This window comes from Acinetobacter minutum, assembly GCF_035916735.1.
Lineage (GTDB): Bacteria > Pseudomonadota > Gammaproteobacteria > Pseudomonadales > Moraxellaceae > Acinetobacter.
In genome coordinates this window covers 23,470-50,257 of sequence record NZ_JAQIHG010000013.1, presented here as the reverse complement: position 1 = coordinate 50,257, position 26,788 = coordinate 23,470, and the positions used below count along the sequence as shown (strand labels likewise).

Here is a 26,788-nt window from a genome sequence, read left to right as displayed (position 1 = left end):
GTAGAAGCTGCGCAGAATAGATTCGTGCTGCTGTTTTTGTTGAATTGTATTTTTCTGTTGTGTTTTGCAGGCAGAGATTTTTAAGTGGATGGGAAATATGGGTACTTCGTTAATTCAAAAATATAATGTTCCTGGGCCACGCTATACCAGTTATCCGACCGTACCCTATTGGGAAGACAGTTCTTTCTCTCAAGAGCTTTGGCAACAGAGCCTGAAACGTTCCTTTGATGAATCCAATGCCAGTGAAGGCATCAGCTTATATATCCATCTACCGTTTTGCGAAAGTCTGTGTACCTTTTGTGGCTGTCACAAACGGGTGACTAAACGTCATGAAGTGGAAGGGCCTTATATTGCTGCTGTGTTGAAAGAGTGGGATTTGTATTGCCAACTGTTAGTCGACAAGCCACGTATCAAGGAAATTCATTTGGGGGGTGGCACGCCGACCTTTTTCTCTGTTGAACATCTGGTGCAATTGATTCAAGGCATTCTGTCGAAAGCTGAAATTACGGAAGAGCACGAATTCAGCTTTGAAGGCCATCCTAACAGCACCACACGCGAACATTTGCAGGCCTTATATGACTTGGGTTTTCGTCGGGTGAGCTATGGGGTGCAGGATTATAACCTGAAAGTGCAGCAGGCGATCCACCGTATTCAGCCATTTGAACATGTCGAGCGTGTGACGCAATGGGCGTGTGAAATCGGCTATACCTCCATCTCTCATGATTTGGTGTTCGGTCTGCCATTTCAAAGTCTGGACGATGTGCTGAATACCATCGAGAAAACCACCAGCCTACAGCCAGACCGTTTGGCCTTTTACAGTTATGCGCATGTACCGTGGATTAAAGGCAATGGCCAGCGTGGTTTTAAAGATGAAGATGTGCCACAAGACCATGTGAAGCGCACTTTATATGAGGAAGGCAAAAAACGTCTGCTTGAGCATGGTTATCATGAAATCGGTATGGATCATTTTGCCCTGGAAAGCGATGCCATGTACCAGTCCTTCCAGCAGGGCAGCTTACACCGTAATTTTATGGGTTATACCGCTTCTAAAACCCAAGTGATGATTGGGCTAGGGGTTTCCTCGATCAGTGACAGCTGGTACAGCTTTGCGCAGAATGAAAAACAGCTGGAAGATTATTACAGCCGTCTGGAAAATAACGAAATTCCGGTATTTCGTGGGCATGTGCTGAGCACTGAAGACCTGATGATCCGCAAACACATTTTAAACCTTATGTGTACCTTCCAGACCTCATGGCAAAGTGCCGAGATGCAATTTCCAGAATTGCCAGAGGTTCTGACCCAACTGGCTGAAATGCAGCAGGATGGTTTGCTGGAGATTCTAGAGCAGGGAATCAAAGTGACGGAACAGGGCAAACCCTTTGTACGTAATATCTGTATGGCTTTTGATTTAAGACTGAAACGCAAGATGCCCAACACCCGCATTTTTTCAATGACCATTTAATCGGTCAAGCAGCCATAAAAAAACCGGGTGAATTTAAACCACCCGGTTTTTGTCAGAGAGGAATCAGTCGGGTGATGTGTTAGAAGTCATCTGTATGATAAAGGTGTGACATACGTTCACGTTTGGTCTTGAGATAATCTTCATTAAACTGGTTTTTGCCTACCGTCAAAGGCACACGACCCACAACATCAATGCCTTGTGCTTTCAGGGCTTCAATCTTGAGTGGATTATTGGTAATCAACTTCACCTGTTGGATGCCTAGATGATTGAGCATGATCGGGCACATGTCATATTCACGGGCATCAGCGGGCAAATTGAGCATTAAATTGGCATCGACCGTGTCATGGCCCTGATCCTGCAAGGCATAAGCACGGATTTTGTTGGTCAGACCGATGCCACGGCCTTCCTGGCGCAAATACAAAATGACCCCTTGTCCGGCATCATTAATCATTTTCTGTGTGGCTTGCAATTGTGGGCCACAATCACATTTGAGTGAGGCAAAGGCATCCCCTGTTAAACACTCGGAATGAATGCGTACCAGCACCGGACCATTTGGTGGTGTCTCCAGTCCTTTAGAGAGTGCCACATGCTCTTCGCCGGTCGCAGGGTCTTGAAAAACACTAATTTTAAAATCACCAAAAGCAGTCGGTAGTTTAGAAGAGGCAACAAATTCTATTGGCACAGTTCAACCCATGATTAGCTTAGAAAGTGATTGAAAGTATAGCGTAATGCTTGGACATTGGTAGAATTGCCATTATGAATTTATGCATAACATTTTCTTTTTTGTATAAAGCGCACGATAATAGTTGATAAATAGTAAGATTATTCAGGATAATCTGCTGCACCACACAAAGCCGTACGCGATGTATGCGAAAATACGCAAAATGACATCACTACAAATGTGGTTGCTTAAAGGTGATTCCATTCGATAATGTTCATCATTTATCGCTAACCCATTGACCCAGCTCGGATCTGCCAGGCTTTAGAAGGCTTTGCCATATATGTTGTATACCGAAATTCCAACTCAACGCCCTGTTACGCCATTGTTGGATGCGATTGATCATCCCCAACAATTACGTCAGCTCGAGCAAAGCCAGCTTGCACAAGTGGCAGATGAGTTGCGTCAGTATATTTTGTATGCTGCTGGGCAAAGTGGCGGGCATTTTGGTGCCAATCTCGGTGTGATCGAACTGACTGTTGCGCTGCATTACTGTTTCAATACGCCACATGACCGTTTGGTTTGGGATGTCGGTCATCAGGCTTATCCACACAAAGTTCTGACGGGACGCCGTGAACAGCTCACCACGATCCGTGCTAAAAATGGTCTCGCTGCTTTCCCTGCACGTGAAGAATCTGAATTTGATACTTTCGGCGTTGGTCATTCTTCGACCGCGATTTCTGCCGGTTTAGGGATGTCACTGGCACGCCGCTATCAAAATAATCCATGTGAAGTCGTCTGCGTGGTGGGGGATGGTGCCATGACGGCGGGTATGGCATTCGAAGCCATGAACGATGCGGTCGCACATGATGCCGACCTGATGGTCGTGCTGAATGACAACGACATGTCGATTTCCTGCAGTACTGGTGGTTTTGCCAAACATCTGGCAGCCATTTGGGAAAAAGGTCACTTCGTCAATATTGATGAAAATGGCGAAGCCTATATTCAGCCGCACCCACAGTGGACGTATAATTCACGTCTGCATCAATCGGCGACAGATGCTGCAGACAACCTGTTTAAAGCCATCGGTTTTGACTATTTCGGACCGTTTGATGGTCATGATGTTGAGCAGTTGGTTCAGGTTTTTAATGCGCTGAAAAAACGCAGTGGTCCGCGTTTAATTCATGTTTATACCCGTAAGGGTAAGGGTTTTTCACCTGCCGAAGCTGATCCGATTACTTACCATGCGATTAGCAAAATCAAAACTTCACCTTTAGTCGCACCACCGAAAAAAGCCAGCCCGAAATATTCTGATGTCTTTGGACAATGGCTGTGTGATCAGGCCGCTCAGGATCAACGTTTGCTGGCAATTACCCCAGCGATGTGCGAAGGCTCGGGCATGGTGAAGTTTGCCAAGCAGTATCCGCAACGTTTCTTTGATGTGGCGATTGCCGAGCAGCATGCGGTGACTTTGGCAGCGGGGATGGCCTGTGAAGGTTTAAAACCTGTTGTTGCAATTTACTCAACCTTCCTGCAACGCGGCTATGACCAGTTGATCCATGACGTGGCTCTGCAAAATCTGGATGTGACTTTCGCGATTGACCGGGCTGGCCTGGTTGGTGAGGATGGCCCAACGCATGCGGGTGCTTATGATTACGCCTATATGCGTACCGTACCCAACATGCTGATTATGGCACCGAAAGATGAAAATGAATGCCGTCAGATGCTGCATACTGCCTATCTTTATCCGGGACCTGCAGCGGTGCGTTACCCACGTGGGCAAGGGACAGGCGTTGAAATTCAACAACAAATGACTGTGCTGGACATTGGTAAAGCGGAAATCCTTGCGGAATTCCATCCACAACAGGATGAGCAGATCTCGATTTTGGCCTTTGGCAGTCGTGTAGCTGTCGCTTTACAAGCTGCAGAGCAGCTTGCTCAGCTGCGTGAAGTGGGTGTACGCGTGGTGAATATGCGTTTTGTTAAACCACTAGATGAAACACTGATTCAGCAGCTTGCTGAACGTACCAGTTTGTTTGTGACCGTAGAAGAACATGCGGTCATGGCAGGTGCAGGTAGTGCGGTCAATGAATATCTGGCACAAGCTCAAATTGTTAAACCGGTACTGAATCTTGGATTGCCCGATTCATTCTTGCCACAAGCAACCCATGCACAGATGCTTGAGGATTGCGGTCTAGATGCTGTTGGAATTCAAAAAGCCATAGAAAAAGCATGGTTGAAACTTGTACAGACAGCCTAAAGCCCTGCTTTAAATTTTTCGCAACATTTTTTCCCTAAAAGTGCATTCATTTGTTAAAATGTATGCGCTTTTATGCATTATTCTTTGTCAAAATCTTCAAAATTTGTAGTGGGTGTTCAATGGAACCTATGGTGGTGATGGCTGCGCGTGCGGCTCAAACAGTTGGTCAAGAGCTTTTAAAAGCACATCAGAATCGTCATAAACTCGATCTACAGGTAGAAGATAAAGGCATCGATGGTCCGGTAACACGTGTAGACCGCTATTTAGAGCAGTTGACCATTGATACGCTGCGTAAAAGTTATAAAAATCATAGTTTCCTTGGTGAAGAATTTGGTTTTCAGGAAGGTAAAGGTCACGATGCAGACTGGTGCTGGGTGATTGATCCACTGGATGGTACACAAAACTTCATTAACGGCTTTCCGCATTTCTGTATTTCTATTGCTGTACAACACAAAGGGATCACTCAACACGGTGTGATTTACGATCCGGTACGTGACGAGATGTTCTCTGCCAGCCGTGGTCGTGGTGCGGTGATGAATCAGCGTCGTATTCGAGTCAATGTTAAAGACAGCTTGGCGAATACCTTCCTGGCGGTAGGTCATCCGTACCGTGCTACGCGTAATGGTGAAGTGGTCTCTTACGCTGAACAGCATTTTGCAAGTTTGTTGGCTGTCACTAAAGCCGGTGCACATATCCGTCGTGGTGGTTCCGCAGCATTAGACTTAGCTTACGTAGCTGCGGGTCGTTTTGATGGTTTCTTTGAACTCGGTTTAAAACCATGGGATATCGCTGCTGGTGAACTTTTAGTGAAAGAAGCGGGCGGTACGCTGGTTGATGCGCGTGGGGGTACAGATTCTGCGGACAATGGCCAAGTTCTGGCATGTTCAATGAAAATGTTGAAACCTTTGATGCAAGCTGTTGTCCCTGCTTGGGCGGATGCAGCTAAATAAATTCCTGTACTAAAAAAGATTTGAGAAAGTCCTCTAAATTGAGGGCTTTTTTCATTTATGTAGGTACCTGTAATGTATAATTGGTCAAGCTTTGTAAAATAATCGCAAAAGCGCATGACATTTGTCTTTTTTCTGTTATACTCCGCCGACGCACTTAAATTTCCGTTCATTACCTGAACATTATCTTCTAATCATTGTGTATGCGCGTACTGTCCATAGAGAGGACGATTCCTCGCGCCCCAATCGCTTAAGCGATTCCTTCAGGTTACGGCTGCAATCATGCGTGCGTTTAATCCACATCGTCGTTACACGGATCGCCGCTGAATCCTATTTTTCAGCTCTAGTCGCTGTGCCGCATTTTGCCGATGTCCATACTGTATTTATAATGGAGCACCCATTTAGGGTGAACACTCTCTATGAGCAAAACTTTTGCTGATTTTTCTTTGCATGAATCCCTTACTCAAGCCCTTGCAGACTTGGGTTTTACAGCCCCAACTCCTGTACAAGAACAAGCGATTCCTGCAGCGCTAGAAGGCAAGGACCTTTTAGTTTCAAGCCAAACCGGTTCAGGTAAAACCGCTGCCTTTTTACTTCCAACATTAAATGCTTTGGCAGGTCAAGACACCTTCGTTCCATTCAAGGAGCGTATGCGTGCTGTCACTCAACCGAATATTTTGGTGATCTCACCAACACGTGAATTGGCACAACAAGTCAGCCAAGATGCGATTGCCTTTGTACGTCACATGAAAGGTGTGCGTATTGCAGCGATTATGGGCGGTATGCCATTCGCTAAACAAATCCAACAGCTTAAAGGCGCTCAAGTTGTCGTTGCGACACCAGGCCGTTTACTTGACTTGGTCAACCGTCGTCAGATCAAGCTTGATAAAGTAGATGCTTTAATCGTAGATGAAGCAGACCGTATGCTTGATCTTGGTTTCGCTGAAGACTTGGAAGCGATTAGCGAATTAGCGGCGAACCGTAAACAAACTTTGATGTTCTCTGCAACGTTTGCTGACCGTATTATCCGTCTTGCTGAATGTATGATGCAGGATCCGCTACGTATTGCAATTGAAACAGGTCATTCAACCAATACCGATATTACCCAGACATTGCACTGGACCGATGGTTTCGAGCACAAGAAAAAGTTGCTCACCCACTGGTTAAATGATGAAACTTTAGATCAAGCGGTTGTGTTTGCCAGCACACAAGAAGACACGGATATGCTAGCTGAAGAGTTGGCGGAAGCAGGTCACTCTGTGGTTGCATTACACGGTGCTATGCCACAAACCGTACGTAACCGTCGTTTACGTAGTATCCGTGAAGGTCGTGCAAAAATTCTGGTTGCAACTGACGTTGCTGCACGTGGTCTTGACGTACCAACAATTTCACACGTGATCAACTTCGGTTTGCCGATGAAACACGAAGACTATGTACACCGTATCGGTCGTACAGGTCGTGCTGGTCGTACAGGTCAGGCGGTGACTTTAGCGACTTACCGTGAACGTGGCAAGATTCGTGCGCTTGAAGATTATTTAGAGGCACGTTTGGATGTGTCTGAAATTGAAGGCCTAGAGCCATCTCCACCTCCAGCACGTTCTGGTCGTGGTGATGGTGGTCGTGGCGGTAATAAACGCCATGGTGGTGGTCGTGAAGGTGGCCGTGGTGGTTTTGGCGGTGGTCGTCGTTTTGAAGGCGAAAGCAACTTCAAGCGTCGTGAAGGTGGTCGTGATGACCGTCCACGCCGTAGCTTCGATGACAAACCACGTGGCGACCGTCCATTTGGTGAAGATCGTCCAAAACGTGATTTTGGTGACCGTCCAGCACGCCGTGAAGGTGGCTTTGGTGACCGTCCACAACGCAGCTTTGCTGACAAACCACGTGGTGACCGTCCATTCGGTGATGACCGTCCGAAACGTGATTTTGGTGACCGTCCAGCGCGCCGTGAAGGTGGCTTTGGCGACCGTCCACAACGCAGCTTTGGTGGCGAAGATCGTCCACGTCGCGAGTTCAATTCGGATCGTCCACGTCGTGACTTTGCTGATAAGCCTCGTTTTGACAGCAATGATGACAACCGTGGTAATCGTGTAGATTACAAACCGCGTACTGGTGGCTTTAACAAACCGGCAGGTGAGCAACCACGTCGTTTTGGTGGTGAAGACCGTCCACGTCGCGAGTTCAATGCGGATCGCCCACGTCGTGACTTCTCTGATAAACCGCGTGGCGAACGTCCGTCATTTGGTGGTGAAGATCGTCCACGTCGTGACTTTGGCGACCGTCGTCGTAAATTCAACGACTAAAACGTGAAAGTTCAACAAAAAAACCAGTGTTTTTACACTGGTTTTTTTGTAACTGAAGGATTTCTATTGATCCCTATAAAATGTATACTACATCAAATTTTAAAGTAAAATATGAGAACTATGGATCTTAAAGTAGACCGTTTTGTGTGGCATGAATCGAAGCTCGGAGTATATATGCCTTATCTGTTCATTCTGCTTTTACTTGTCAATATTATTTATTTTCTTTATCAAATTTCTGCTTAATCTATTGTTTTTATAACAAAAAAAATAAAACATCTCTTCTCTATTGACTCTCCCATCACTGATGAGTTGACCTTTAGTCAGGCTATCGCTTTTATATGAAAGAGTAACAAATTTCCTGCCATTCAGGGTATAGTATGCGGGCTGAAAAAATGCAGGAAACCGCTCAGCCATGAATAATTCTACTGCGCTCCAGACCGATTCGCTGATTGAAGTCAAAAATTTGAGTTTCAAGCGCGGACAACGCGTCATCTATGACAATGTCAACATTCAGATTCGTCGTGGTCAGATTACCGCGATTATGGGACCCTCTGGCACCGGAAAGACGACCTTGTTACGCTTGATTGGTGGTCAGTTGACGCCAGAGCATGGGGAAGTTTTGCTCGAAGGTAAAAACTTAAATCACATGTCACGTCAGGAACTGTTTGCTGCTCGTGCTCGTATGGGCATGCTGTTTCAAACGGGTGCGCTGTTTACCGATATTTCAGTTTATGAAAACGTTGCTTTCCCTTTACGTGCCCACACCCGATTACCTGAGAATCTGATTGCCGAACTCGTTGCATTGAAGCTCGAAGCAGTAGGATTACGTGGTACTGAACAACTCATGCCTGCTGAGCTCTCTGGCGGGATGAACCGTCGTGTGGCCTTGGCGCGTGCGATCGCTTTAGATCCAGAATTGATCATGTATGATGAACCTTTTGCGGGTCAGGATCCGATTGTGAAAGGCGTATTAACCCGTCTGATCCGTTCTTTGCGTGAAGCTCTGGATTTAACTACCATTATTGTTTCGCATGACGTGCATGAAACCCTTTCGATTGCCGATTATATTTATATCGTGGCGGAAGGTGTCGTACAAGGTGAGGGGACGCCTGCTGAATTACAAGCGAGTGATATTCCTTTTGTTAAGCAGTTTTTGACAGGCTCGATGGAAGGCCCAGTGGATTATCAATTTAGCCATAAAGCGTATTTAAGTCATGAGGTGCGTGCATGAATGCCATTGCCTCCTTAGGCCGAAGCGTTATTGCAAGTGTCCAAGGTATTGGGGTAGCCACCCTGATGCTGGCACAAATTATTTTTTCCATGCCAACGTGGTTAGGCGTCAGGCTGTTTATCTACCAGATGTACCGGGTCGGTGTGATGTCACTGCTGATTATTGCAGTTTCTGGCCTGTTTATTGGTCTGGTTTTAGGCTTACAGGGCCATTCGATTCTGGTCAATATCGGCAGTGAGGCAATGCTGGGCACCATGGTTGCGTTAACCTTGTTACGTGAACTCGCGCCTGTCGTGACAGCCTTGTTGTTCGCGGGTCGTGCTGGTTCTGCCTTAACAGCGGAAATTGGTCTGATGAAAGCCACAGAACAGCTGGCTAGTATGGAAATGATTGGGGTTGATCCGCTGAAACGGATTGTCTCGCCACGTCTTTGGGCGGGTATCGTCAGTTTGCCAATGTTGACCGTGATCTTTTCTGCAATTGGTATTCTCGGCGGTAAAATGGTTGGCGTGGATTTCCTCGGTGTGGATGAAGGTTCCTTCTGGAGCGGTATGCAAAACAGCGTGGAATTTCACCATGATATCGTCAATGGCATTATTAAAAGTGTTGTGTTTGCCTTGATCTGTACCTGGATTGCGGTATATCAGGGCTATGCCTGTGTCCCGACTTCTGATGGAATCGCGACTTCTACCACCCGTACAGTGGTGTATTCGTCATTATGTGTTTTAGGATTCGATTTTGTGTTGACTGCGGTCATGTTCGGAGGAATTAAATGAAGTCACGTACCAGTGAGCTGGCCGTCGGTATCTTTGTCATTATCTTCGGTGTTGCATTATTTTTCTTGGCCATGAAAGTCAGTGGTTTATCAGGTACCAATTTGCGTGACAGCTATACCTTGACAGCGACTTTTGACAACGTGAATGGATTAAAACCGCGTGCCAAAGTAACCATGAGTGGTGTCACGATTGGCCGTGTTGAGGAAATTAGCTTGGATCCAGTGACTCGTTTGGCTACCGTGACTTTTGCCCTAGATGGCAAAATGACTTCATTCAATGCCGAGCAGCTAAAAACCGTGCAGAATAATGCACTCGAAGAGTTGCGTTACAGTTCTGAATATCAGCAGGCAACACCAGAAAAACAAAAAGAAATGGAACAGCAACAAATTGCGAACATGAAATCCATCACCAGTATTGATGAGGATGCTTATATCATGGTAGCGACCAATGGTCTGTTGGGTGAAAAGTATTTGAAAGTTGTACCAGGCGGTGGGCTTAACTACATCAAGCGTGGTGAGCGTGTAGCGAATACCCAAGGCACGATGGATCTTGAAGATTTAATTAATAAGTTTATTACCGGTGGTGCGAGCAAATCAGCGCAAGGTACCAATGCTGATCAAAGTGCAGCCCCGGCAGAAACAACTGAAGCGTCTGAAGCACAAGCTTCATTTGTTGAATAAGCCTGAAAGGAGTAAGTTTAGTGAACACGTTGTTAAAACAAACACTCACGGCGAGTGTTCTATCAACCTTGATTGCGGGTAGCGTATTTGCAGCACCGGCAGAAGCACCGCCTGTGTTTATTAAACGTGTGGCTGACGGTTTGGTTGAGCGCTTAAAAGCAGACCGTAGCAAGTTGCAAAACAATCCGGCGGCTGTGAAAGCGATTGTGCGTCAAAAGCTTGATCCTTATGTTGATGCACAGGCTTTTACCCGCATTGTGATGGGAACTTATGCGACCAACCAATACAGCACGGCTGCGCAACGTGCACGTTTTGAGCAAAACTTCCGTGAAACACTGATTGAAAACTATGGCGGAGCTTTTGCGAAGTATACGAATCAGACTTATAGTATTCGTCCATATAAAGCGACCAACAGCAAATATCCAGTGGTAACTATCGACTTTATTGATGGTGGTGAAAAAACCCCGGTGTCGTTCCAGTTGGCTGACAAAGGTAACCAATGGAAAATCCGTAACATCAACGTGGCTGGCATTGACCTAGGTTTACAGTTCCGTAACCAGTTTGCGGCAACGGTTAAACGTAATGGTAATAACCTCGATAAAGCAATTGCGAACTTTGAGCCGGATGCGGAAGCAGCGGTTAATGCAAATGGCAAAAAGAAATAATTGAAGCAGGTGTAGTGTGATTAAGTTGCTGAATCAGGAATTGGTACTGTCGGGAAAAATTGATTTTGCTAATGCAGAAGCGGTCTATCGTCAGGGACTTGGCTTGATTCAGTCCCAGGCACAATTTCCACTGGTGGTGAACTTGGCTGAGCTGGAGCAGGGCAATACCGTGGCTCTGGCGGTGTTAGTGCAATGGTTGCGCAAAACCCCCAATGCCCAAGGCCTACAGTTCAAGGCTGTGCCAGAAAAAATGCTGAAAATCATTCAGGCTTGTCATTTGCAGGATGATTTACAGCTGATTGCCTAACAAGATTGCATCTAATAAAAAAGCACCTGATGGTGCTTTTTTATTAGATCCATTTTTTCCAGCGGAAATATAACAGGGGGCCGACAAAGAATGAAATCAGAATACAGATTACGACCATGAAGCTGGTGGTGCCATGTGCGAATGGCAATACTTCAGTGTTCATCCCGTAAATACTGGCGATCAGCATTGGAGGTGCGAGCATACTCGGCAAAATCGAGAAGCGACGGATTGTGTCACTTTGTTCAGTGTTAATGAATCCTGATGTGGTATCGAGCAGGAAGCGAACTTTCTGGAACAGGAATGCATCGTGTTCGACCAGTGAGCGGACATCTTCGCTCAACTCGCGAATATCGGCATCATAAATATGGCTGCCCAAGGCGCGTGGACGTGAAAGAAAGGTTAGAACACGGCGTAGATCAATCAGACACAGTTGAGCTTTCCCCAAGACATCTTCTTGTTGTGCCAGACGGGTAATCATGTCATCCAGATCGAGAATCTGTTCACGATGGTGGTTATTCAGCACTTCAGTGGAGTATTTTTCCAGGTCCTTGTGGATATCTTCCAAGATATCCGCAAGCTCATCTAGCTTGGCCTCGAGCAAACCGAGCAGAATCCAGGTTGGCTCTTTATAATCCATTTCATAATCATTGCGGCGAGCACGTGCACGGAAAGCCCGGAAGGCAACCAGCTTTTCACCCCGTAAGGTAAAGAGACGGTCTTTATGTAAAATGAAGGCAACAGTTTGTACGGTGGCTAACATGTTACTGGCATCATCTGCTTCCGCCTCGACCTGATAATTTTTATTTTTGGTCAAGAAATACGTACTGATGTGTAAAATACCGTCGTCGTCCCTGTAGAAACGCGCGGAAGACGAAATATCTTCAAGTGATTTCAGTGTCGGCAAATTGCGCTCGTAGGCATCTAACACCCACTGCTGTTCTTCTTGTGAAGGTGCAATCAGATCAATCCACACCAGATCGGAATGCAAATCGAAACCACCATTGATGGTGGCATCTTCTAAACTACCGCGCTCTGTGGCATAAAAGGCTTCAAGCATGTGATTGCTCCCTGCGCAGTACTGTTAAAAGGAATGCGGCTATTTTAGCCAAGGCTAGTCAGAAATACACTCGTGTGCGTATTATTTTGAAAAATAATTCTGAATCAAGCATAAACGAGTAAAATGTCAACTTTGTAACAAAAAACTCAGGAGCGTTGCGTTGAAATCAATTGCGATCTATTGCGGGTCAGCTTTAGGGCATGCCGAACACTTTGCCCAGACTGCACGTGAAGTCGGGCAGACATTGGCACAGCGTGGCTTAACCTTGGTCTATGGTGGTGGTTGTAGTGGTCTGATGGGGGTAATGGCGGATAGTGCCTTAGCAGCCGGTGGCATCGTGATTGGTGTTATGCCGCATTTGTTGGTCGAAAGTGAGATTGCCCATCCGCATTTAACTGAACTGCATATCGTGAATACCATGCATGAACGTAAAACCAAAATGGCGGAATTAGCGGATGGCTTTGTTGCCTTGCCGGGTGGTTCAGGCACATTTGAAGAAATTTTTGAGCAATGGACCTGGGCGCAATTGGGCATCCATCAAAAACCTTGTGCCTTTTTAAATGTGGCTGGTTATTACGATGCCATGTTTGCCATGATGGATATATCGATGCAATGTGGATTTACCTTGGATCGTCATGTCGACAAACTGATCCGTTCTGACAATTTTGAAGAAATCCTGCAGCGTTTTGCTGCCTATCAACCGCCTGTTCCGAAATGGAATCAGCCAGCAGAAGCCTAAATATGAATGTGATTACCGTGGCAGCGGCAGTGATTTTGAATTCACAGCAGCAGTTATTATTGGTGCGTAAACAGCAGACTCAGATGTTTATGCAGGTGGGCGGTAAGCTCGAAGCCCATGAAACACCCGAACAAACCATGTTGCGTGAAATTCAGGAAGAGGTTGGCTGTGAGGCTGAGATTCTGCAGTTTCTGGGGCGATTTGAAACTGCCACGGCAAATGAGCCGAATCATCTGCTGGTCAGTTATGTTTATGAGGTGCAACTCAAACAGGAGCCTCAGATTGCAGCTGAAATTGCTGAAATGAAATGGAGTGATTTAGATGATCAAACCACACCGCTCGCTCCCTTGACCCGAGACATCGTCATTCCCTGGTGTCAGCAGCAATTACAGGTCTGTTAAAGTTCGGCTGCCGCAACACAACAGGCATAAATCTGTTCACAGCCCAGAGACTGTAATTGAATACGCAACGCATGTAATGAACTCCCGGTGGTGACGACCTCATCCAGCATCAGTACACGCCGGTAGCGAATGGATTGAGGATGAAAAATCTGAAACTGGTTTTCAATATCTTCGATCCGTTCCAGGCGGGATAAGCCCTTTTGTGCATGTTGAGATTGTCGTTTAATAGGTTGCCAGACCGGCACATTCAGCTGTTTGGCCAGAATTTTGGCGAGTAAGATGGACTGGTTAAAGCCACGGCTGGCTAAACGTTCAGTGGCAATCGGCATCGGTACAATTGCTTGGATACGGGGCAGTTTAAGTTGTGATAAGCAGCCTGCGAGTAATCTCTGATAGTGGAGTTGCTGCTGGTATTTGAATTTCTGAATAATGCGATCCAGCGGATAGTGATAATGACAGGCCACCATGATCTCTAATTCATGTCGGATCACTGTTTGTTTCAGCCAGGGTAACTGTTGCCAGCAGTGCAGACAGACCGCATGCTGCTGTTGCTTGGCAATCCCACATAAAATACAGGGCAATTGCTGCCGCAACCAGTTCAGAGGATCAAATCTAGACGTAGGCATAACGCGGTGCCTCAGGTAACCAGCGTTTTAGGAGGGGTGTAACGTGCTCAGGATAATGGCTCAAAATCTCTTGTGCCACATGATGGGCTTGAGCCAAAAGGTGATCATCACGTTCTAGGCGGGCGACACGAAAGCCCAGATCTCCGGTTTGTTTGGTGCCAAGCAGTTCACCCGGTCCGCGTAATTCCAGATCTTTTTCCGCAATCACAAAGCCATCATTGCTTTCCCGTAAAATCCGTAAACGTTCCTGGCCATTTTGTGAGAGCGGTGTTTTATATAACAGGGCACAGAAGCTGGCCTTTGCTCCCCGTCCGACACGACCACGTAACTGGTGTAATTGCGATAAGCCGAGACGCTCGGCATTTTCAATGACCATAATCGAGGCATTCGGCACATCGACACCAACTTCAATCACGGTGGTGGCAATCAGCAGTTGCAGTTGATTGTCCTTAAATTGCTGCATCACCGCCTGCTTTTCATCGGCTTTCATCTTGCCATGGACCAAGCCAATCTTTAGTTCTGGAAAACGCTCCTTAATTTCGGCATAGGTGGCTTCAGCGGCTTGAGCATCTAGAGTTTCCGATTGTTCTACCAAGGTACAGACCCAATAGGCCTGTTTGCCGTCCAGGCAATTACTGGCAATGCGCTGCAAGACTTCTTCACGGCGATCCAACGGAATGGTCACTGTCTGAATCGGGGTGCGACCCGGCGGTAGTTCATCAATAATCGAGGTATCCAGATCACCGTAGGCACTCATCGCCAAAGTACGCGGGATAGGCGTGGCGGTCATGACCAGTTGATGCGGGGTCAATTCACCCTTGCCTTTGTTGCGTAAAGCCAGACGTTGGTCAACACCAAAGCGGTGCTGCTCATCAATAATGACCAGACCCAGTTTGGCAAAGGCAACATTGTCTTGAAACAGCGCATGGGTTCCGACCACCAGTTGTGCTGAGCCATCCAGAATTTGCTGTTCTGCGGCAGCACGGGCTTTGCCTTTTTGTTTGCCGGAAAGCCAAGCCACCTGGACTCCAAGCGGTTCGAACCAGCGTTTGAAATTGAGATAATGCTGTTCTGCCAGAATTTCCGTGGGTGCCATTAAAGCCACTTGCCAGCCGGCTTCCAGTGCATGACAGGCGGCTACACCTGCTACCAAGGTTTTTCCGGCACCGACATCTCCTTGTACCAACCGTAGCATGGGGCGGTTCTGTTTCAGATCGGTAATGATTTCTTTGCTGACCCGTTTCTGTGCATTGGTCATCTGAAAGGGGAGGCTGGCGAGCAGCTGTTTAGCGAAGTCTTGGCTTGGTGCGAAAGCGGGAGCTTGAATCTGGCGAATATAGGCACGCCTGGTTAATAGGCTGAGCTGATGTGCCACCAGTTCTTCAAAAATCAGCCGTTGCTGGGCAGGATGGGAGCCTTGCAATAATTGCTGCATATTGGCGCTGAGTGGTGGCTCATGAATATAGTGCAGCGCTTCTTTAAGGGCATAGCCATTACTGAATTGAGCCGGTAGCAACTCAGCCAGATGGTCACTATGCTCAGCCAGCGCCTGCCGTACAAAATCACGTATTTTGGCTTGGGTTAAACCTTCGGTGCTAGGATAAATAGCGGTGAGCTGGGTTTTCGGTAATGGCGTGTGTTCAGTAATCAGCTGAATTTCTGGGTGATAGAGTTCCAGCCCTCGAGCACCGACCCGAACTTCACCAAAGACCCGTAGCCGGTTACCGGCACGCATTTTATCGGTCAAGGCTTTATACAGATGATAAAAACGCAGAGTAACTTTACCGAAATCATCGTCCAGCAAAACCGCCATGGATTTACGCTTACCCGGTGGAAAATCAACGGATTTGACCAAACCTTCCAATAAATAGCTACGACCGACGCTGAGTTGGTTCATCGGGATAATGGTGCTACGATCTTCATAGTCCCGAGGCAGATGAAACAGTAAGTCCTCTGTCGTGAAGATATTGAGTTTTTCTAGTAAAGCTGCAGCCGCGCTACCCACGCCCTGCAATTGATGGACCAGCGCCATGTCCCCTCAACCTAGGTCAATGTAAATGCATATTTTATTTATCGGTTATGGTAAAACATCTCAACGCGTTGCCAAACATTTATTTGGCCAAGGTCATCAAATTACCACAATCAGCCAGAGTCCGAAAACCGATCCGTTTGCCAATCATCTGATTCAGGACGTGCATCAGCTGGATTTAAGCCAGATTGCGCCGGTCGACTGGGTGTATGTATTACTAAGTCCACAGCAATCGACAGTGGAAGCCTATCAGCATACCTATCTGAACAGTGTGCAACCCATTGTTCAGGCATCGGCAGATCATCCGGTGCAGCGCATTGTGGTGGTGTCATCCACCCGGGTCTATGGAGAGCATGCCGGGGAATATGTGGATGACGAGACACTGATTCAACCACCCGATGCTCAGGCTGAGATTCTGCACCAGATGGAATTGGCTTGGCTGGCGGCTTATCCGGGGCAGGTCACCATTATCCGTCCAACAGGGATTTATGGCAGTTCTGTTAGCAGGATGTGCAAGCTGGCACAGCAGACCCAACATTACCCCAATATTCACTACAGTAATCGTATCCATATTGAGGATCTGGCACGTTTCTTGGCATTTCTGACCCAACTGGCGCAACCGGTACAATCCTATATTGTCAGCAACAATCAGCCGATCCCGCTGCATGAGGTGATTGTCTGGTTCCAGCAACAGTTAGGCTTAGCGTTATTGTCGTTAACGAGCAGTACATTATCTGGACGGAAAATCTATGCGTCACGTATGCTGAGCAGTGGCTTTCAGTTGCAGCATCCGGACTGTTTTCAGGACTATCTGGCGCAGTTACAGTCATCTGAATACAAGCTTAGCTGATAAAAAAAAGCAACTCCGTAGAGTTGCCTTTTGCTGCCTATTTCTTTTTACGTTTTAAGCGGCGTTTCGCTTGATGGGCGGCCATTGCCTCGAGTGCTTCTTTCAGTTCTTCATCGGTAAAGGCAGTAATGTGCTGCAACATCTGCAGGGTGGCATCATCCAGAACCAGTTTGGCATATTGAGCCACGGCGCTAAAGCCTTCATCAAAGGCAATTGCCCCTTGTGAATTGGTATGGATGTAACCTTGTTGTGTTAATACTTTCAGGAAGCTTTGGAACAGGGCCTTGTCAAAGAATTCCGGTGAATTGAATTCATACAGGACAGAGAGGCGCTGACCAAGTAAATGACTGAGTTCCTCGACCTGACGGGCAGAAATATTGCCGGAACCACGCTGTGTAATCAGTGCCAAGGTCATGTAATAGCGTTCCAGACTTTGTTTGACTGGTGCAGCCAAGACAGTGAGCTGGTTATGCGCTTCGGTATTTGGCATTGGGCTGATCAAATCACCATTTTCATCTTGGTTGATCAGCTGCAATCCCATTAAGCCTTCGATATAACGTTCAATCTGGGCCGGGAGATCTTCCACGCCCCATTTCAGGAATAGCTCGGCTTTCAGGAATGGATACAGGGTACAAATCACGTTGGTTAGATCGGTACGGCTGATTTTGGCGTTGTGTTCAACCAGAGAGGCGATCAGTGAAGGCAACACAAAGGCATGCAGAATGTTATTGCGGAAATAGGTCAGCAAGAGAGCCTGATGGTCTTCAATCGCGATAATATCGCCCAGCGCATGCTGTACCCGTTTAATCAGTTTTAGTTTGAGACCGTAGGCAATAATTTCTTTGCCTGATAATGGGGTGACCAGTGTCCGTTCATCGTAAGGCAGGGCAGTCAACAGGTTGCGATATGCGTCTAACTGTTTGATGCAGATGGCTTCATCCAGGGTGTGTTTTGGTGTAGCCAATAAAATCAGCGATAACAGTGAGACCGGATTAATGACGACAGCACGATTGATATTTTCTTGAATCACCTGTGCAGCGGTAGTGACCGCGCTTGAGATTTCTGCAGGAATCGGATCATCATTTTTCTCAATGGTGATGTGTTCAGCATGATGCTGTTTTAGTACATCATCCAGAAACACTGGTTCACCGAAATTCACATGGACTTTGCCAAAGATGCGTTCGATTTTTCGCAGGGTTTGCATAATGCCGAGCAAGGATTCCGCTTCTTTCGGTTTACCCTGCATTTCGCCGATATAGGTCGAACCTTCCATCAGGCGTTCATAACCGATATAGGTGGGTAAAAAGACAATCGGTTTGGAACGACCACGCAAATGGCTATGTACTGTCATCGCCAACATGCCGGTTTTTGGTGGCAGCAGACGGCCGGTACGTGAACGCCCCCCTTCAATAAAGTATTCAATCGGGGTGTTACGTGACAGAATGCTGTAAAGGTATTCTTTGAACACTGTGGTATACAGTCCATTTCCACCAAAAGTACGACGAATAAAGAACGCACCACCACCGCGTAAGAGTTGACCGACAAATGGCAGATTCAGGTTATCGCCGGCAGCGACAAATGGCACCATCAGTCCACGACGATAAATCACATAAGACAATAATAAATAGTCGATATGGCTGCGGTGACATGGGGTATAAATAATTTCGTAATCTTTGGCCAGTTCACGCACGGTGCTGAAATTATGCACCTCCACGCCATCATACAGCTGCGTCCATAGGCGGGTCAGTGCCATGTCGGCAAAACGCACGGTCGATGCCGAATAATCGGAAACGATTTCGTTTAGATAGCCAATCGCTCGTTGTTCAGCTTCAATCAGGCTGACTTTACCGCGGATACTTTCACGGCGAATCGCTTCCTGCACATCACGGGATTTGATCAGGGACTGCATGACATTGCGACGGTCGGATAAATCCGGGCCGAGTACTACCTCACGCTGACGATCCAGATAATCATTCAGGTGGCTGGTGATATAGGTCGCAGGGGATAAATTCGGATATTGGGTTTGAGCATGCTGGATCAAGGCACGTAACGAAATCGCTTCATGGAACTCCAGATAAGATTCCCGACCATGTAAGCCGATATTGACCAGCTGTTTGACGCGACTCGGTGTCGCCCAAGTATCGGTAAAGAGCAGTTTGAGTAAGGAGTCTTCTTTGTCTGGAGAACGGCCCCAAAGCACGGTAACAGGAATCAGTTCGACTTCATAATCTGGATGCTTTTCCAGAAGTTCGACCAAGCGCAGCAGACGCGGTGAAAAGGCATGTGTTGGTGGATTGACAAGGTTGCGCTGATTTTTATGCTGCAAGAAAATCAGGGAAGCTTTTTCCTGATGTTCGCCCAGTCGTAACGGATCAAGTGCCGGATTTAACTTGAGACGGCGAGCTTCGCCATCAACCACCAAGGCATTGCTGCGAGAGTAATTCTGCAGCACATAGCACACGACCTTTTGGCGCGGAGTTGTTGCTTCTGTTGTTGTACCGGTTTCGGTTGGAACCTCACCAAGAACATGTGGTGTTACCACGAGGTCAAGTAACTTACTGGAAAACCGTCGATACATTTGACCAAAACCACGCTTGGACATACAGACTCCTACCTAAATGACAAAAACCGCAGCACGTGAAACCTGATGATCAATTCTGCAGCTGTGTGTAGCGGAACAAGACGATATTGTCTGATAAATTGTAGGTCATTTGCTACATTTTATCGTTAAAAAACGTATTTTTAGCTCAGTCAATCGCGTCAGATGATGACAGGCCAGTCAATCAATCTACAGGTTTTTATCGTTTAGCTATGGCAAAATAGCCCACCTGAGACCCTTTTGTTGTTCTTTTTGCTGTTTTCTTATTCATACAGCTCTCCCATTGTAGGATCCATATTTCATGAATGCCTTGACCCAAGAACTTGTTGAACTGTTAAGTCTGGAAAAGCTTGAAGAAAATATTTACCGTGGCATCAGTCGTAATCTGGTGGGAAAACGGGTGTTTGGCGGTCAGGTGTTGGGACAGGCGTTACGAGCCGCATCGTACACCACCGATCGTCCAGCACACTCCATGCATGCCTACTTTTTGTATGGGGGAGACGTCAATGCGCCAATTGTGTATGAGGTCAACAAGATCCGAGATGGCAAAAGCTTTATTAGCCGTCAGGTGAATGCAATTCAGCATGGTCGTACCATTTTTACCGCGATGGTGTCTTTTGCACATCCTGAAGAAGCTTTGGATTACCAACCAGAAGAACCGGCATATCCATCTCCAGAAGCCCTGAAAAATGAACAGGAACTCAAGCATGGCCTGATTCATTTTATCCCGGACAATGTCCGTGCCAGTTTCATGCGTGAGCGTCTGATCGAGATTCGCCCGGTGAATCCTTACAACCCGTTTCAGCCGCAGCCCGAAGCTCCCACTTACGCCCATTATCTGCGTACCCATGATCCGATCGCAGCTGAAGTGGATGATCCAGCCCTGCATCAGGCGATCATTGCCTTTTATTCAGACTTTATTTTTATGACCACAGCACTGCGTCCGCATGGTTTGAGCTATTTGACGCCAAATTTACAATGTGCCAGTCTGGATCATACGATTTATTTCCATCGTCCTTTGCGTGCCGATGAATGGATGCTGTATGACATGGATGCCACGGTCACCACCAGTTCACGAGGCTTGAACTTTGGCCGCATGTGGCAGAATGGTCAGTTGGTCTGCAGTACGGTACAGGAAGGTTTGATCCGTTTGCGTGAAATTGAAAGCCAGTAATTTGATCCTGTTGCAAGCAGCCATCCGCTCAGGATGGCTTTTTATTTTCTGTTTGCGCAGGCAAAAAATAATACTCGATTGTTGATTTGCTGCATGTCATAGTGCGTTCAGAATGAGCCAAGCATAAGTACCGTGATGAGTCTAAATACACAAATTCTGATAGCTGCAATTTTTGGGGTCGCCTTTGGTTTTTTATTGAATCTCTATCCCCATAGCCAGTTTTTTGACAGTAGTCTGTATCTTTTGGCGCTGGCCAGCAGTATTTTTATTGGTTCGCTGAAGATGCTGATTGTGCCACTGATTTTTAGTTCGATTGTCGTGGGAGTATCCAACCTGGAAGCAGGCGGTCAGTTTAGCCGGGTCTGGAAAATCACCTTTTTGTGCTTTATTACGACCACGACTCTGGCACTGGGATTGGGCTTGTTGTGTGCGCATTTATTTGAAGTCGGCAAGGGCATCGATGTCACTAGTTTTGCCAGTGCCATGCAGGCTCATCAAACAGCGGACAGCTTAACCCCCGCATCATTCTTGACCAACTTTATCCAGAACACCTTGATCAATCCGTTTAAAGCCTTTAGTGAGGGGAATCTGCTTGCCGTGGTGGTGTTTGCCTTACTGATCGGCGTTGCATTGGTACATGGTGGAGATCGTTATCATGTGTTCCGTCAGTTAAGTCAGCAGTTTTTTGAGCTGATGATGACCTTGGTAGGTTGGGTGATGAAACTGGCACCTATCGGTATTTTTGCCTTGCTAGCAAAACTGATTGCCAGTGAAGATATTTCGGTATTGAGCCGGTTGGCTGAATTCGCGGCAGTGGTTACCGGAACAACCTTATTTCATGGCTTGGTGGTCTTACCATTACTTTTGTGGCTATTTGGCCGGATGCAGCCGCTGCGTTTTTTTCGTGGTGCTCGTATAGCCTTGGTGACGGCTTTTGCCACTAGCTCCAGCTCAGCGACCATGCCGCTATCTATCGAATGTGCCCGCAAAAACTTAGGGGTTCGTCCGCAAACAGCCGGCTTCGTGATTCCCTTGGGGACACAGCTGAATATGGATGGCACTGCTCTGTATGAAGCCGCTGCGGCACTGTTTGTTGCCAATCTGATCGGGTTGGAATTGAACTTTACCCAGCAGTTGGTGGTATGTTTAACGGCGATGATCGCTTCTCTCGGTGCCCCCGGGATTCCAAGTGCCGGCATGGTGACCATGATCATGGTATTGCAGTCAGTTGGCTTGCCAGCGGAAGCGATAGCAATCCTGTTACCTATCGACCGTTTGCTCGATACTGTGCGCACGGTGGTCAATGTGCAGGGAGATATGATGATTAGTGTGGTGGTTGACCGTTATGCACAAGATGTCGAACATTTACCCGACACTGTACAAAAGAGTTAGAATTTACGCATCAGCAAAAAGCCCAGATCAGTTGTGACTGATCTGGGCTTTTTTATTCAGATGGAGTTTTTTAGCGTTGATCAGCTTCATCATCCGTTATTTGTTCTGGTTGGAAATCTTCGAGTTCTTCAAAACTGTCGACTTCATCGTCCTCCACAGCTTCCGGAATGGTATCTAAATCAAATTGGCTCACCTGATCCAGGGTGAAGTTCAGACGACCTCCCATCACGCTGGCCAGCTCCTCCAGCCCCTGTTTGTTGAGCGAAGAAAACAGCTGAATAGAGAACTGCAACTTCATCTTTTTCAGGGTTTGTTTGACTTCGAGCAGGACTTTGTTGGCTGGACCACGATTCAGCTTGTCGGATTTGGTCAGGAGCACATGTACAAACAGCTTTCGTGAGTGTGCCCACTCCAGCATCATCACATCAAAGTGTTGCAGCGGATGGCGGATATCCATCAAGAGCACTAGACCTTGCAGGCTCTTGCGGTGAATCAGATAATTTTCCAGCTCTTTTTGCCAGACCAGTTTCATGGCTTCAGGAACAGCAGCATAACCATAGCCAGGAAGATCGACCAGGCGCTGATCGGGATTACCCAGACTAAAGAAGTTGATCATTTGGGTACGGCCCGGTTTTTTCGAAGCACGTGCCAGCTGTTTCTGGTTGGTCAAGGCATTAATCGCACTCGATTTTCCGGCATTGGAACGGCCCGCAAAGGCAATTTCATAACCGCTATCGTCCACACAGAGAGAGAGCTTGGGCGCACTCATCAAGAATTCGGCTTTGCGTAACCAGTTCAGTGCTTGAACCGCATATTCATTGATCGCAGGATCTACTTTTTTCTCGTAGCTGATCTTTTGCTTGGTCGTATGCGCGGTCTTACTGTTTCTGGATTTTCCACTGCTGCGATGCATAGCTCTTCACTGTCATTCTTGAATCAAACCCTAGTATAAAGGAACTCGGGCGTTCTCGCGAATATTGCAGATATGAGGATTATACGTTGAGCAGTTGGATGGCTGGGTAAGCATTGTTGGATGTGGCACGTTGAATCGGTTCCACAGCTTCAGCCAAGGTGTGTTGATTGAGTTTCTGATAGAACTCTTCCACTGCTTCATCGAGCAAGCCTTTGAGTCCACAGTAACTGCGTAGTACGCAAGGTGGGGTGCCGCATTCAACAATCGGTTGTCCGCCTTGCAAAATACGGACGAGATCGCCCATGCGTAATAAAAGGGCTTCAGGCTGCAAACGAATCCCCCCGCCTTTACCACGTGTAGTGACGATCCAGTTTTTTTTGCCCATGAAGTGAACGATTTTGACCAGATGGTTTTGCGAAACATGCAAATCCTTGGCGATTTCGGCAATGGTGTAGGGTATTTCACGAGGACGCGAAATATACATGAGGACGCGTAATGCGTAATCGGTGAATTTACTTAATTGCATGATCGCCTAACCATAAGAGACAGCTTAGGGGATCATCTTGGCGCGAGAGTTCAAAGGGGAGGAACTCTCGGCCTGGATGTTCTAACTCAAGCTGCTAATTTAGAGCTTTACTGGAGCAGTGACTTCGACACTGTCACCTACTTGGTAGTCTTCAAGAAGAATTTTGGCTACTGAGAATTCAGTTGGATTTTCTTCAGGAGTTACAATGAAACTATAATCGGTATTGCCTTGATTTTCCACAAAAGTAAATTGTTGTGGTTGATCAATACCATGCTTTTTAACGTGAACTTTCACAGAAATAAAGTGGCCTGCTTCTGCTGGAGTCACTGCTTTACCATCTTTAGGTGCAATGGTCATACGTTTGCCATTTTCCGCAGCTTCAACGGCTTTAATTTCAAATTCGCGCCAGCCAGCCCAGCCACCTTGGTTGTGTGCAAGTGTGTCATATTTTTGCTTCTCAACACCGATCATGATATCAGCCAGCTGTAGATAAGCCTGTTTCCATGCTTCAATCAGGTCAGATTCAAATGGAACATTCAATACTTCGCTGATCGAGTGCAACAGGTTCTCACCCACAATCATGTATTGATCTGGTTGGATGTCTAAGCTCACGTGTTTGGTGGTCATACGTTCTACCGCTTTGCCCAAAACACCCGGATTTTCGATATTTTCCGCATAGGCCAAAACTGCAGCAGCCAGGGCGCGAGGTTGGCGACCTGTACTTTGGTGATCTAGGTTAAACACATTTTTCAGCTCTGGATTATTTTTCAACATACGTTGATAAAAATAGCTGGTCAGTGTCACGCCATTTTCACGTAGAACAGGTACGGTCGACTTAACGATTTCGATTTGTTGTGGGGTCATCATAGCGGCGGCTTCATTTTGTTGTTTATAAGATGTATTTAAAATACATCTTTAAGATGGCCTTGACAATACACAGCATGATAAAAATACATAAAAAAGTAAAGGATAATTAATATCCTTTAATTTTCAATATGTTGAATTGTTTTTTGGCTAAAATGAGTGAAGTTGAGCTAAAGCTTGCTGAATATCTGCAATTAAATCTTCAGCATGTTCAAGACCAATACAGAAACGTACCAGTAGACCGTCGGCAAGATGTGGATGACTGAGCTGGCGCATTTCTTTGGGGTTATACAGCATGACCAAACTAACCGGGCCACCCCAGCTAAAGCCGAGTTTAAATAGGGTGAGACTGTCACAGAACCGGCGTATAGCCGCCATATCATATTCTGCTTTAAAAATGACACTGACCAGTCCAGCGCTTAAGCCATCCTGGCATACTTGTTGCCAGTAGCAATGTCCTGGAGAATCAGGATGGGCAGGATGCAGGACTTGCGCGAACTCTGCTCGTGTTTTCAACCAGTCTAAAATGGTTAGAGCAGTTTGCTGTTGCTGGCGATAGCGGAGGGACATATGCGCTAGGCTGCGCTGGATCTGTGCCACATCATCACCGGCAACCGCAATGCCTTGAATTGCATGCATACGGAATAGCTGATGATGCAGCTTACTATCCCGGGTGACAATGCTGCCCATCAAAATATCACCGCCACCACTCGGGTATTTGGTTAGCGCATGCACGCTGATGTCCACGGCTAAATGTTCTGAAGAAAAATCAAAAGGATTGAAGGCTAACCCTGCTCCCCAGGTATTGTCCAAAACGGTCAATACTTTTGCGGAACGTGCCTTTTCTACCAGACCCACTAAATTGGGGAATTCAAGCGTCACCGATCCAGCCGCTTCGAGCCATAACAATTTAGATTGGGCTGAAAACTCCAGAGAATTAACCTCTAACGCATTATAGACCCGCACCTGAATTCCATAACGTTTTTGCAGGTTGTGCAAATGTTCCATGTTGGGTCCATAGATATTGTCAGGTACCCAAACTTCATTACCTTGAGCTAGAAAAGTGGAATTCACCAGATTAATGGCTGACAGACCGCTAGGGGCCAGCAAGCAATACTCACCGTGTTCAATTTGTGCAATTTGATCTGCCAGGGTGAAAGTGGTCGGTGTGCCATGTGTGCCATAGCTATAATCGTAGGGATCGGTCCAGTGGCGATTAAACAGGGCATCGGTATTGTCGAAAATAATGGTGGATGCACGAAACAGGGGAGGTTGAATCGTCTCGATATATTGCGGAGCCTTTCTTGGTGCATGGATTAGCTCTGTTTGCGGATTTTTTTTCACAGGAATGCTCAAAAACAGGTCTTTTATACGGTTTAGATTAAGAGAAACCCTTCTGTAGTGCCAGTAAAAGTCGACTTTTGTGAAAAAGCATCCAACTTGGCGTCAATTTTGCAAAAGCAGCAATGACATGAACAACAATAGGATTCTCGCGCATGAAGTCGCATTTAAAGGTCCATTATTTTCAGCATATTGCTGGTGAAGGATTTGGAAGCTGTTATGCCTATTTACAACAATACCAGGCGCAGATCACCGCTACCGAGTTTTTTGCACTCCCCCTTGATCAGTCATTAGAAATAGAAGCATTGCCACAGATAGAGGATGTGGATCTATTAATTATTATGGGGGGAACCATGAGCGTGAATGATGAGGCGAATTTCCCGTGGTTAAAAATGGAAAAACGCTGGATTCGCCGTTATCTGTCTGCTGGTAAGCCGGCGATTGGCTTGTGTCTAGGTGGGCAGTTGATTGCCAATGCTTTGGGAGCAGCAGTGAGTCGGAATCCTCATCCAGAACGTGGTTGGTCAATGATTCAACGGGTACAGTCGGTGCCTGATTGGTGTTTTCAGTTGCCACCGCAGTTACAGGTGTTGCAGTGGCATAGTGAAACCTTTGAAATTCCGCGTGGTGCGATTTTACTGGCAGAAAATTCAGCCTGCCGTCACCAGATGTATCAGATGGGAAAGAATGTATTGGGTTTTCAATTTCATCCAGAAAGTACACCCGAAAGCCTGGCATTGTTTTTGGAAAATGATGAAGAAGAGATACCTTGTATCGGTCCTTACATTCAGTCTGATGCGGAGTTAGGGAAAATTGAAAAAAAGCATTTTGAACCTGGCAATCAGTTACTTAATCAGGCGATTGAATACGTATTGCAGCGCTCAGTGCTGTGAGTGAAATTTAAGCATTTGATTTGTCTTGGATTGGCTAAAAAAATCATAAAAGCATCAAAAGGGATTTGCTTAAGCCTTAAACAATAGTTATAATGGGC

At 46.6% G+C, this 26,788-nt stretch carries 24 protein-coding genes; 15 read left to right on the top strand and 9 right to left on the bottom strand.

Annotation, left to right across the window (positions count from 1 at the left end; genetic code table 11):
• Positions 1-97 precede the first annotated feature (97 nt).
• The gene (gene hemN / locus PAE54_RS07340; protein WP_326518937.1) at positions 98-1,462 is read left to right on the top strand and encodes an oxygen-independent coproporphyrinogen III oxidase; all 1,365 of its coding nucleotides are present in this window, start codon (positions 98-100) and stop codon (positions 1,460-1,462) included.
• A 79-nt stretch (positions 1,463-1,541) separates the two neighbouring features.
• Here hemN and ribA read toward each other — a convergent pair whose 3' ends face one another.
• Entirely contained in the window at positions 1,542-2,144 is a 603-nt protein-coding gene (gene ribA / locus PAE54_RS07335) for a GTP cyclohydrolase II (RefSeq protein ID WP_273778359.1), read from the bottom strand.
• Positions 2,145-2,463: 319 nt separating this feature from the next.
• Here ribA and dxs point away from each other — a divergent pair, with 319 nt between their 5' ends.
• The 8 genes from dxs (at position 2,464) to PAE54_RS07295 (ending at position 11,286) form a co-directional block, all read left to right on the top strand.
• Complete coding sequence (gene dxs / locus PAE54_RS07330) at positions 2,464-4,380, top strand: 1-deoxy-D-xylulose-5-phosphate synthase (RefSeq protein ID WP_326518936.1); 1,917 nt, start codon at positions 2,464-2,466, stop codon at positions 4,378-4,380.
• A 119-nt stretch (positions 4,381-4,499) separates the two neighbouring features.
• On the top strand, positions 4,500-5,330 hold the full coding sequence (locus PAE54_RS07325) for an inositol monophosphatase family protein (protein ID WP_273778361.1): 831 nt from the start codon (positions 4,500-4,502) through the stop codon (positions 5,328-5,330).
• Positions 5,331-5,746: 416 nt separating this feature from the next.
• Positions 5,747-7,627: a DEAD/DEAH box helicase gene (locus tag PAE54_RS07320; protein ID WP_326518935.1), complete on the top strand. Its 1,881-nt coding sequence runs from the start codon at positions 5,747-5,749 to the stop codon at positions 7,625-7,627.
• Positions 7,628-8,039: 412 nt separating this feature from the next.
• A complete protein-coding gene (locus tag PAE54_RS07315; RefSeq protein ID WP_326518934.1) occupies positions 8,040-8,858 on the top strand; it encodes an ABC transporter ATP-binding protein in 819 nt (272 codons plus the stop codon).
• Positions 8,855-9,634 carry a lipid asymmetry maintenance ABC transporter permease subunit MlaE gene (gene mlaE / locus PAE54_RS07310; RefSeq protein ID WP_273778365.1) on the top strand — a complete coding sequence of 260 codons (780 nt, stop codon included), beginning with the start codon at positions 8,855-8,857 and terminating at the stop codon, positions 9,632-9,634. Before PAE54_RS07315 ends, mlaE begins: the two co-directional genes overlap by 4 nt.
• Positions 9,631-10,314, top strand: coding sequence for an outer membrane lipid asymmetry maintenance protein MlaD (gene mlaD, locus PAE54_RS07305; RefSeq protein ID WP_326518933.1), 684 nt, complete (start codon positions 9,631-9,633; stop codon positions 10,312-10,314). The genes mlaE and mlaD overlap by 4 nt, the downstream gene beginning before the upstream one ends.
• Positions 10,315-10,334: 20 nt before the next feature.
• Positions 10,335-10,979: an MlaC/ttg2D family ABC transporter substrate-binding protein gene (locus PAE54_RS07300; protein ID WP_273778368.1), complete on the top strand. Its 645-nt coding sequence runs from the start codon at positions 10,335-10,337 to the stop codon at positions 10,977-10,979.
• Between the two features lie 16 nt (positions 10,980-10,995).
• Entirely contained in the window at positions 10,996-11,286 is a 291-nt protein-coding gene (locus tag PAE54_RS07295; RefSeq protein WP_326518932.1) for an STAS domain-containing protein, read from the top strand.
• A gap of 43 nt (positions 11,287-11,329) precedes the next feature.
• On the opposite strand, the gene PAE54_RS07290 is transcribed toward PAE54_RS07295, so the two are convergent.
• Positions 11,330-12,343 carry a magnesium and cobalt transport protein CorA gene (locus PAE54_RS07290; RefSeq protein ID WP_273778370.1) on the bottom strand — a complete coding sequence of 338 codons (1,014 nt, stop codon included), beginning with the start codon at positions 12,341-12,343 and terminating at the stop codon, positions 11,330-11,332.
• Positions 12,344-12,503: 160 nt separating this feature from the next.
• Here PAE54_RS07290 and PAE54_RS07285 point away from each other — a divergent pair, with 160 nt between their 5' ends.
• Both PAE54_RS07285 and PAE54_RS07280 read left to right on the top strand, forming a co-directional pair.
• Positions 12,504-13,082, top strand: a complete 579-nt coding sequence (locus PAE54_RS07285; protein WP_273778371.1) for an LOG family protein — start codon at positions 12,504-12,506, stop codon at positions 13,080-13,082.
• 2 nt (positions 13,083-13,084) lie between these two features.
• Positions 13,085-13,483, top strand: a complete 399-nt coding sequence (locus PAE54_RS07280) for an NUDIX hydrolase (RefSeq protein WP_326518931.1) — start codon at positions 13,085-13,087, stop codon at positions 13,481-13,483.
• Here PAE54_RS07280 and PAE54_RS07275 read toward each other — a convergent pair.
• Together PAE54_RS07275 and recG are read right to left on the bottom strand one after the other, a co-directional pair.
• Positions 13,480-14,109 carry a ComF family protein gene (locus PAE54_RS07275; RefSeq protein ID WP_326518930.1) on the bottom strand — a complete coding sequence of 210 codons (630 nt, stop codon included), beginning with the start codon at positions 14,107-14,109 and terminating at the stop codon, positions 13,480-13,482. The two genes, PAE54_RS07280 and PAE54_RS07275, sit on opposite strands and share 4 nt — an antisense overlap.
• Positions 14,096-16,141 carry an ATP-dependent DNA helicase RecG gene (gene recG, locus PAE54_RS07270; RefSeq protein WP_326518929.1) on the bottom strand — a complete coding sequence of 682 codons (2,046 nt, stop codon included), beginning with the start codon at positions 16,139-16,141 and terminating at the stop codon, positions 14,096-14,098. The genes PAE54_RS07275 and recG overlap by 14 nt, the downstream gene beginning before the upstream one ends.
• A gap of 25 nt (positions 16,142-16,166) precedes the next feature.
• Between recG and PAE54_RS07265 the strand changes: the two genes are divergently transcribed.
• Positions 16,167-16,988 carry an NAD(P)H-binding protein gene (locus tag PAE54_RS07265; protein ID WP_326518928.1) on the top strand — a complete coding sequence of 274 codons (822 nt, stop codon included), beginning with the start codon at positions 16,167-16,169 and terminating at the stop codon, positions 16,986-16,988.
• Positions 16,989-17,025: 37 nt separating this feature from the next.
• Here PAE54_RS07265 and plsB read toward each other — a convergent pair whose 3' ends face one another.
• A complete protein-coding gene (plsB, locus tag PAE54_RS07260; protein ID WP_326518927.1) occupies positions 17,026-19,590 on the bottom strand; it encodes a glycerol-3-phosphate 1-O-acyltransferase PlsB in 2,565 nt (854 codons plus the stop codon).
• A gap of 298 nt (positions 19,591-19,888) precedes the next feature.
• Here plsB and PAE54_RS07255 point away from each other — a divergent pair, with 298 nt between their 5' ends.
• The gene (locus tag PAE54_RS07255) at positions 19,889-20,761 is read left to right on the top strand and encodes an acyl-CoA thioesterase (protein ID WP_326518926.1); all 873 of its coding nucleotides are present in this window, start codon (positions 19,889-19,891) and stop codon (positions 20,759-20,761) included.
• Between the two features lie 135 nt (positions 20,762-20,896).
• Entirely contained in the window at positions 20,897-22,153 is a 1,257-nt protein-coding gene (locus PAE54_RS07250; RefSeq protein WP_326518925.1) for a dicarboxylate/amino acid:cation symporter, read from the top strand.
• A 70-nt stretch (positions 22,154-22,223) separates the two neighbouring features.
• On the opposite strand, the gene yihA is transcribed toward PAE54_RS07250, so the two are convergent.
• From yihA to PAE54_RS07230, 4 genes are all read right to left on the bottom strand, one after another.
• Positions 22,224-23,066 carry a ribosome biogenesis GTP-binding protein YihA/YsxC gene (gene yihA / locus PAE54_RS07245; protein WP_273778383.1) on the bottom strand — a complete coding sequence of 281 codons (843 nt, stop codon included), beginning with the start codon at positions 23,064-23,066 and terminating at the stop codon, positions 22,224-22,226.
• A gap of 79 nt (positions 23,067-23,145) precedes the next feature.
• Positions 23,146-23,592, bottom strand: a complete 447-nt coding sequence (locus PAE54_RS07240; protein WP_326518924.1) for an RrF2 family transcriptional regulator — start codon at positions 23,590-23,592, stop codon at positions 23,146-23,148.
• Between the two features lie 99 nt (positions 23,593-23,691).
• On the bottom strand, positions 23,692-24,456 hold the full coding sequence (locus tag PAE54_RS07235) for a globin domain-containing protein (RefSeq protein ID WP_326518956.1): 765 nt from the start codon (positions 24,454-24,456) through the stop codon (positions 23,692-23,694).
• A 150-nt stretch (positions 24,457-24,606) separates the two neighbouring features.
• Positions 24,607-25,800, bottom strand: a complete 1,194-nt coding sequence (locus PAE54_RS07230) for a PLP-dependent transferase (RefSeq protein ID WP_326518923.1) — start codon at positions 25,798-25,800, stop codon at positions 24,607-24,609.
• 152 nt (positions 25,801-25,952) lie between these two features.
• Between PAE54_RS07230 and PAE54_RS07225 the strand changes: the two genes are divergently transcribed.
• Positions 25,953-26,690 carry a type 1 glutamine amidotransferase gene (locus PAE54_RS07225; RefSeq protein ID WP_326518922.1) on the top strand — a complete coding sequence of 246 codons (738 nt, stop codon included), beginning with the start codon at positions 25,953-25,955 and terminating at the stop codon, positions 26,688-26,690.
• Positions 26,691-26,788 lie beyond the last annotated feature (98 nt).

Excerpts from the sequence above, each read along its gene's own strand:
- PAE54_RS07275 (WP_326518930.1), bottom strand. The coding sequence starts at position 14,109 with ATGCCTACGTCTAGATTTGATCCTCTGAACTGGTTGCGGCAGCAATTG.
- PAE54_RS07225 (WP_326518922.1), top strand. The coding sequence starts at position 25,953 with ATGAAGTCGCATTTAAAGGTCCATTATTTTCAGCATATTGCTGGTGAA.
- recG (WP_326518929.1), bottom strand. The coding sequence starts at position 16,141 with ATGGCGCTGGTCCATCAATTGCAGGGCGTGGGTAGCGCGGCTGCAGCT.
- PAE54_RS07250 (WP_326518925.1), top strand. The coding sequence starts at position 20,897 with ATGAGTCTAAATACACAAATTCTGATAGCTGCAATTTTTGGGGTCGCC.
- dxs (WP_326518936.1), top strand. The coding sequence starts at position 2,464 with ATGTTGTATACCGAAATTCCAACTCAACGCCCTGTTACGCCATTGTTG.
- PAE54_RS07315 (WP_326518934.1), top strand. The coding sequence starts at position 8,040 with ATGAATAATTCTACTGCGCTCCAGACCGATTCGCTGATTGAAGTCAAA.
- yihA (WP_273778383.1), bottom strand. The coding sequence starts at position 23,066 with ATGCATCGCAGCAGTGGAAAATCCAGAAACAGTAAGACCGCGCATACG.
- PAE54_RS07320 (WP_326518935.1), top strand. The coding sequence starts at position 5,747 with ATGAGCAAAACTTTTGCTGATTTTTCTTTGCATGAATCCCTTACTCAA.
- PAE54_RS07290 (WP_273778370.1), bottom strand. The coding sequence starts at position 12,343 with ATGCTTGAAGCCTTTTATGCCACAGAGCGCGGTAGTTTAGAAGATGCC.
- PAE54_RS07280 (WP_326518931.1), top strand. The coding sequence starts at position 13,085 with ATGAATGTGATTACCGTGGCAGCGGCAGTGATTTTGAATTCACAGCAG.
- PAE54_RS07265 (WP_326518928.1), top strand. The coding sequence starts at position 16,167 with ATGCATATTTTATTTATCGGTTATGGTAAAACATCTCAACGCGTTGCC.
- PAE54_RS07240 (WP_326518924.1), bottom strand. The coding sequence starts at position 23,592 with ATGCAATTAAGTAAATTCACCGATTACGCATTACGCGTCCTCATGTAT.
- hemN (WP_326518937.1), top strand. The coding sequence starts at position 98 with ATGGGTACTTCGTTAATTCAAAAATATAATGTTCCTGGGCCACGCTAT.
- PAE54_RS07235 (WP_326518956.1), bottom strand. The coding sequence starts at position 24,456 with ATGACCCCACAACAAATCGAAATCGTTAAGTCGACCGTACCTGTTCTA.
- mlaE (WP_273778365.1), top strand. The coding sequence starts at position 8,855 with ATGAATGCCATTGCCTCCTTAGGCCGAAGCGTTATTGCAAGTGTCCAA.
- PAE54_RS07255 (WP_326518926.1), top strand. The coding sequence starts at position 19,889 with ATGAATGCCTTGACCCAAGAACTTGTTGAACTGTTAAGTCTGGAAAAG.
- mlaD (WP_326518933.1), top strand. The coding sequence starts at position 9,631 with ATGAAGTCACGTACCAGTGAGCTGGCCGTCGGTATCTTTGTCATTATC.
- plsB (WP_326518927.1), bottom strand. The coding sequence starts at position 19,590 with ATGTCCAAGCGTGGTTTTGGTCAAATGTATCGACGGTTTTCCAGTAAG.
- PAE54_RS07325 (WP_273778361.1), top strand. The coding sequence starts at position 4,500 with ATGGAACCTATGGTGGTGATGGCTGCGCGTGCGGCTCAAACAGTTGGT.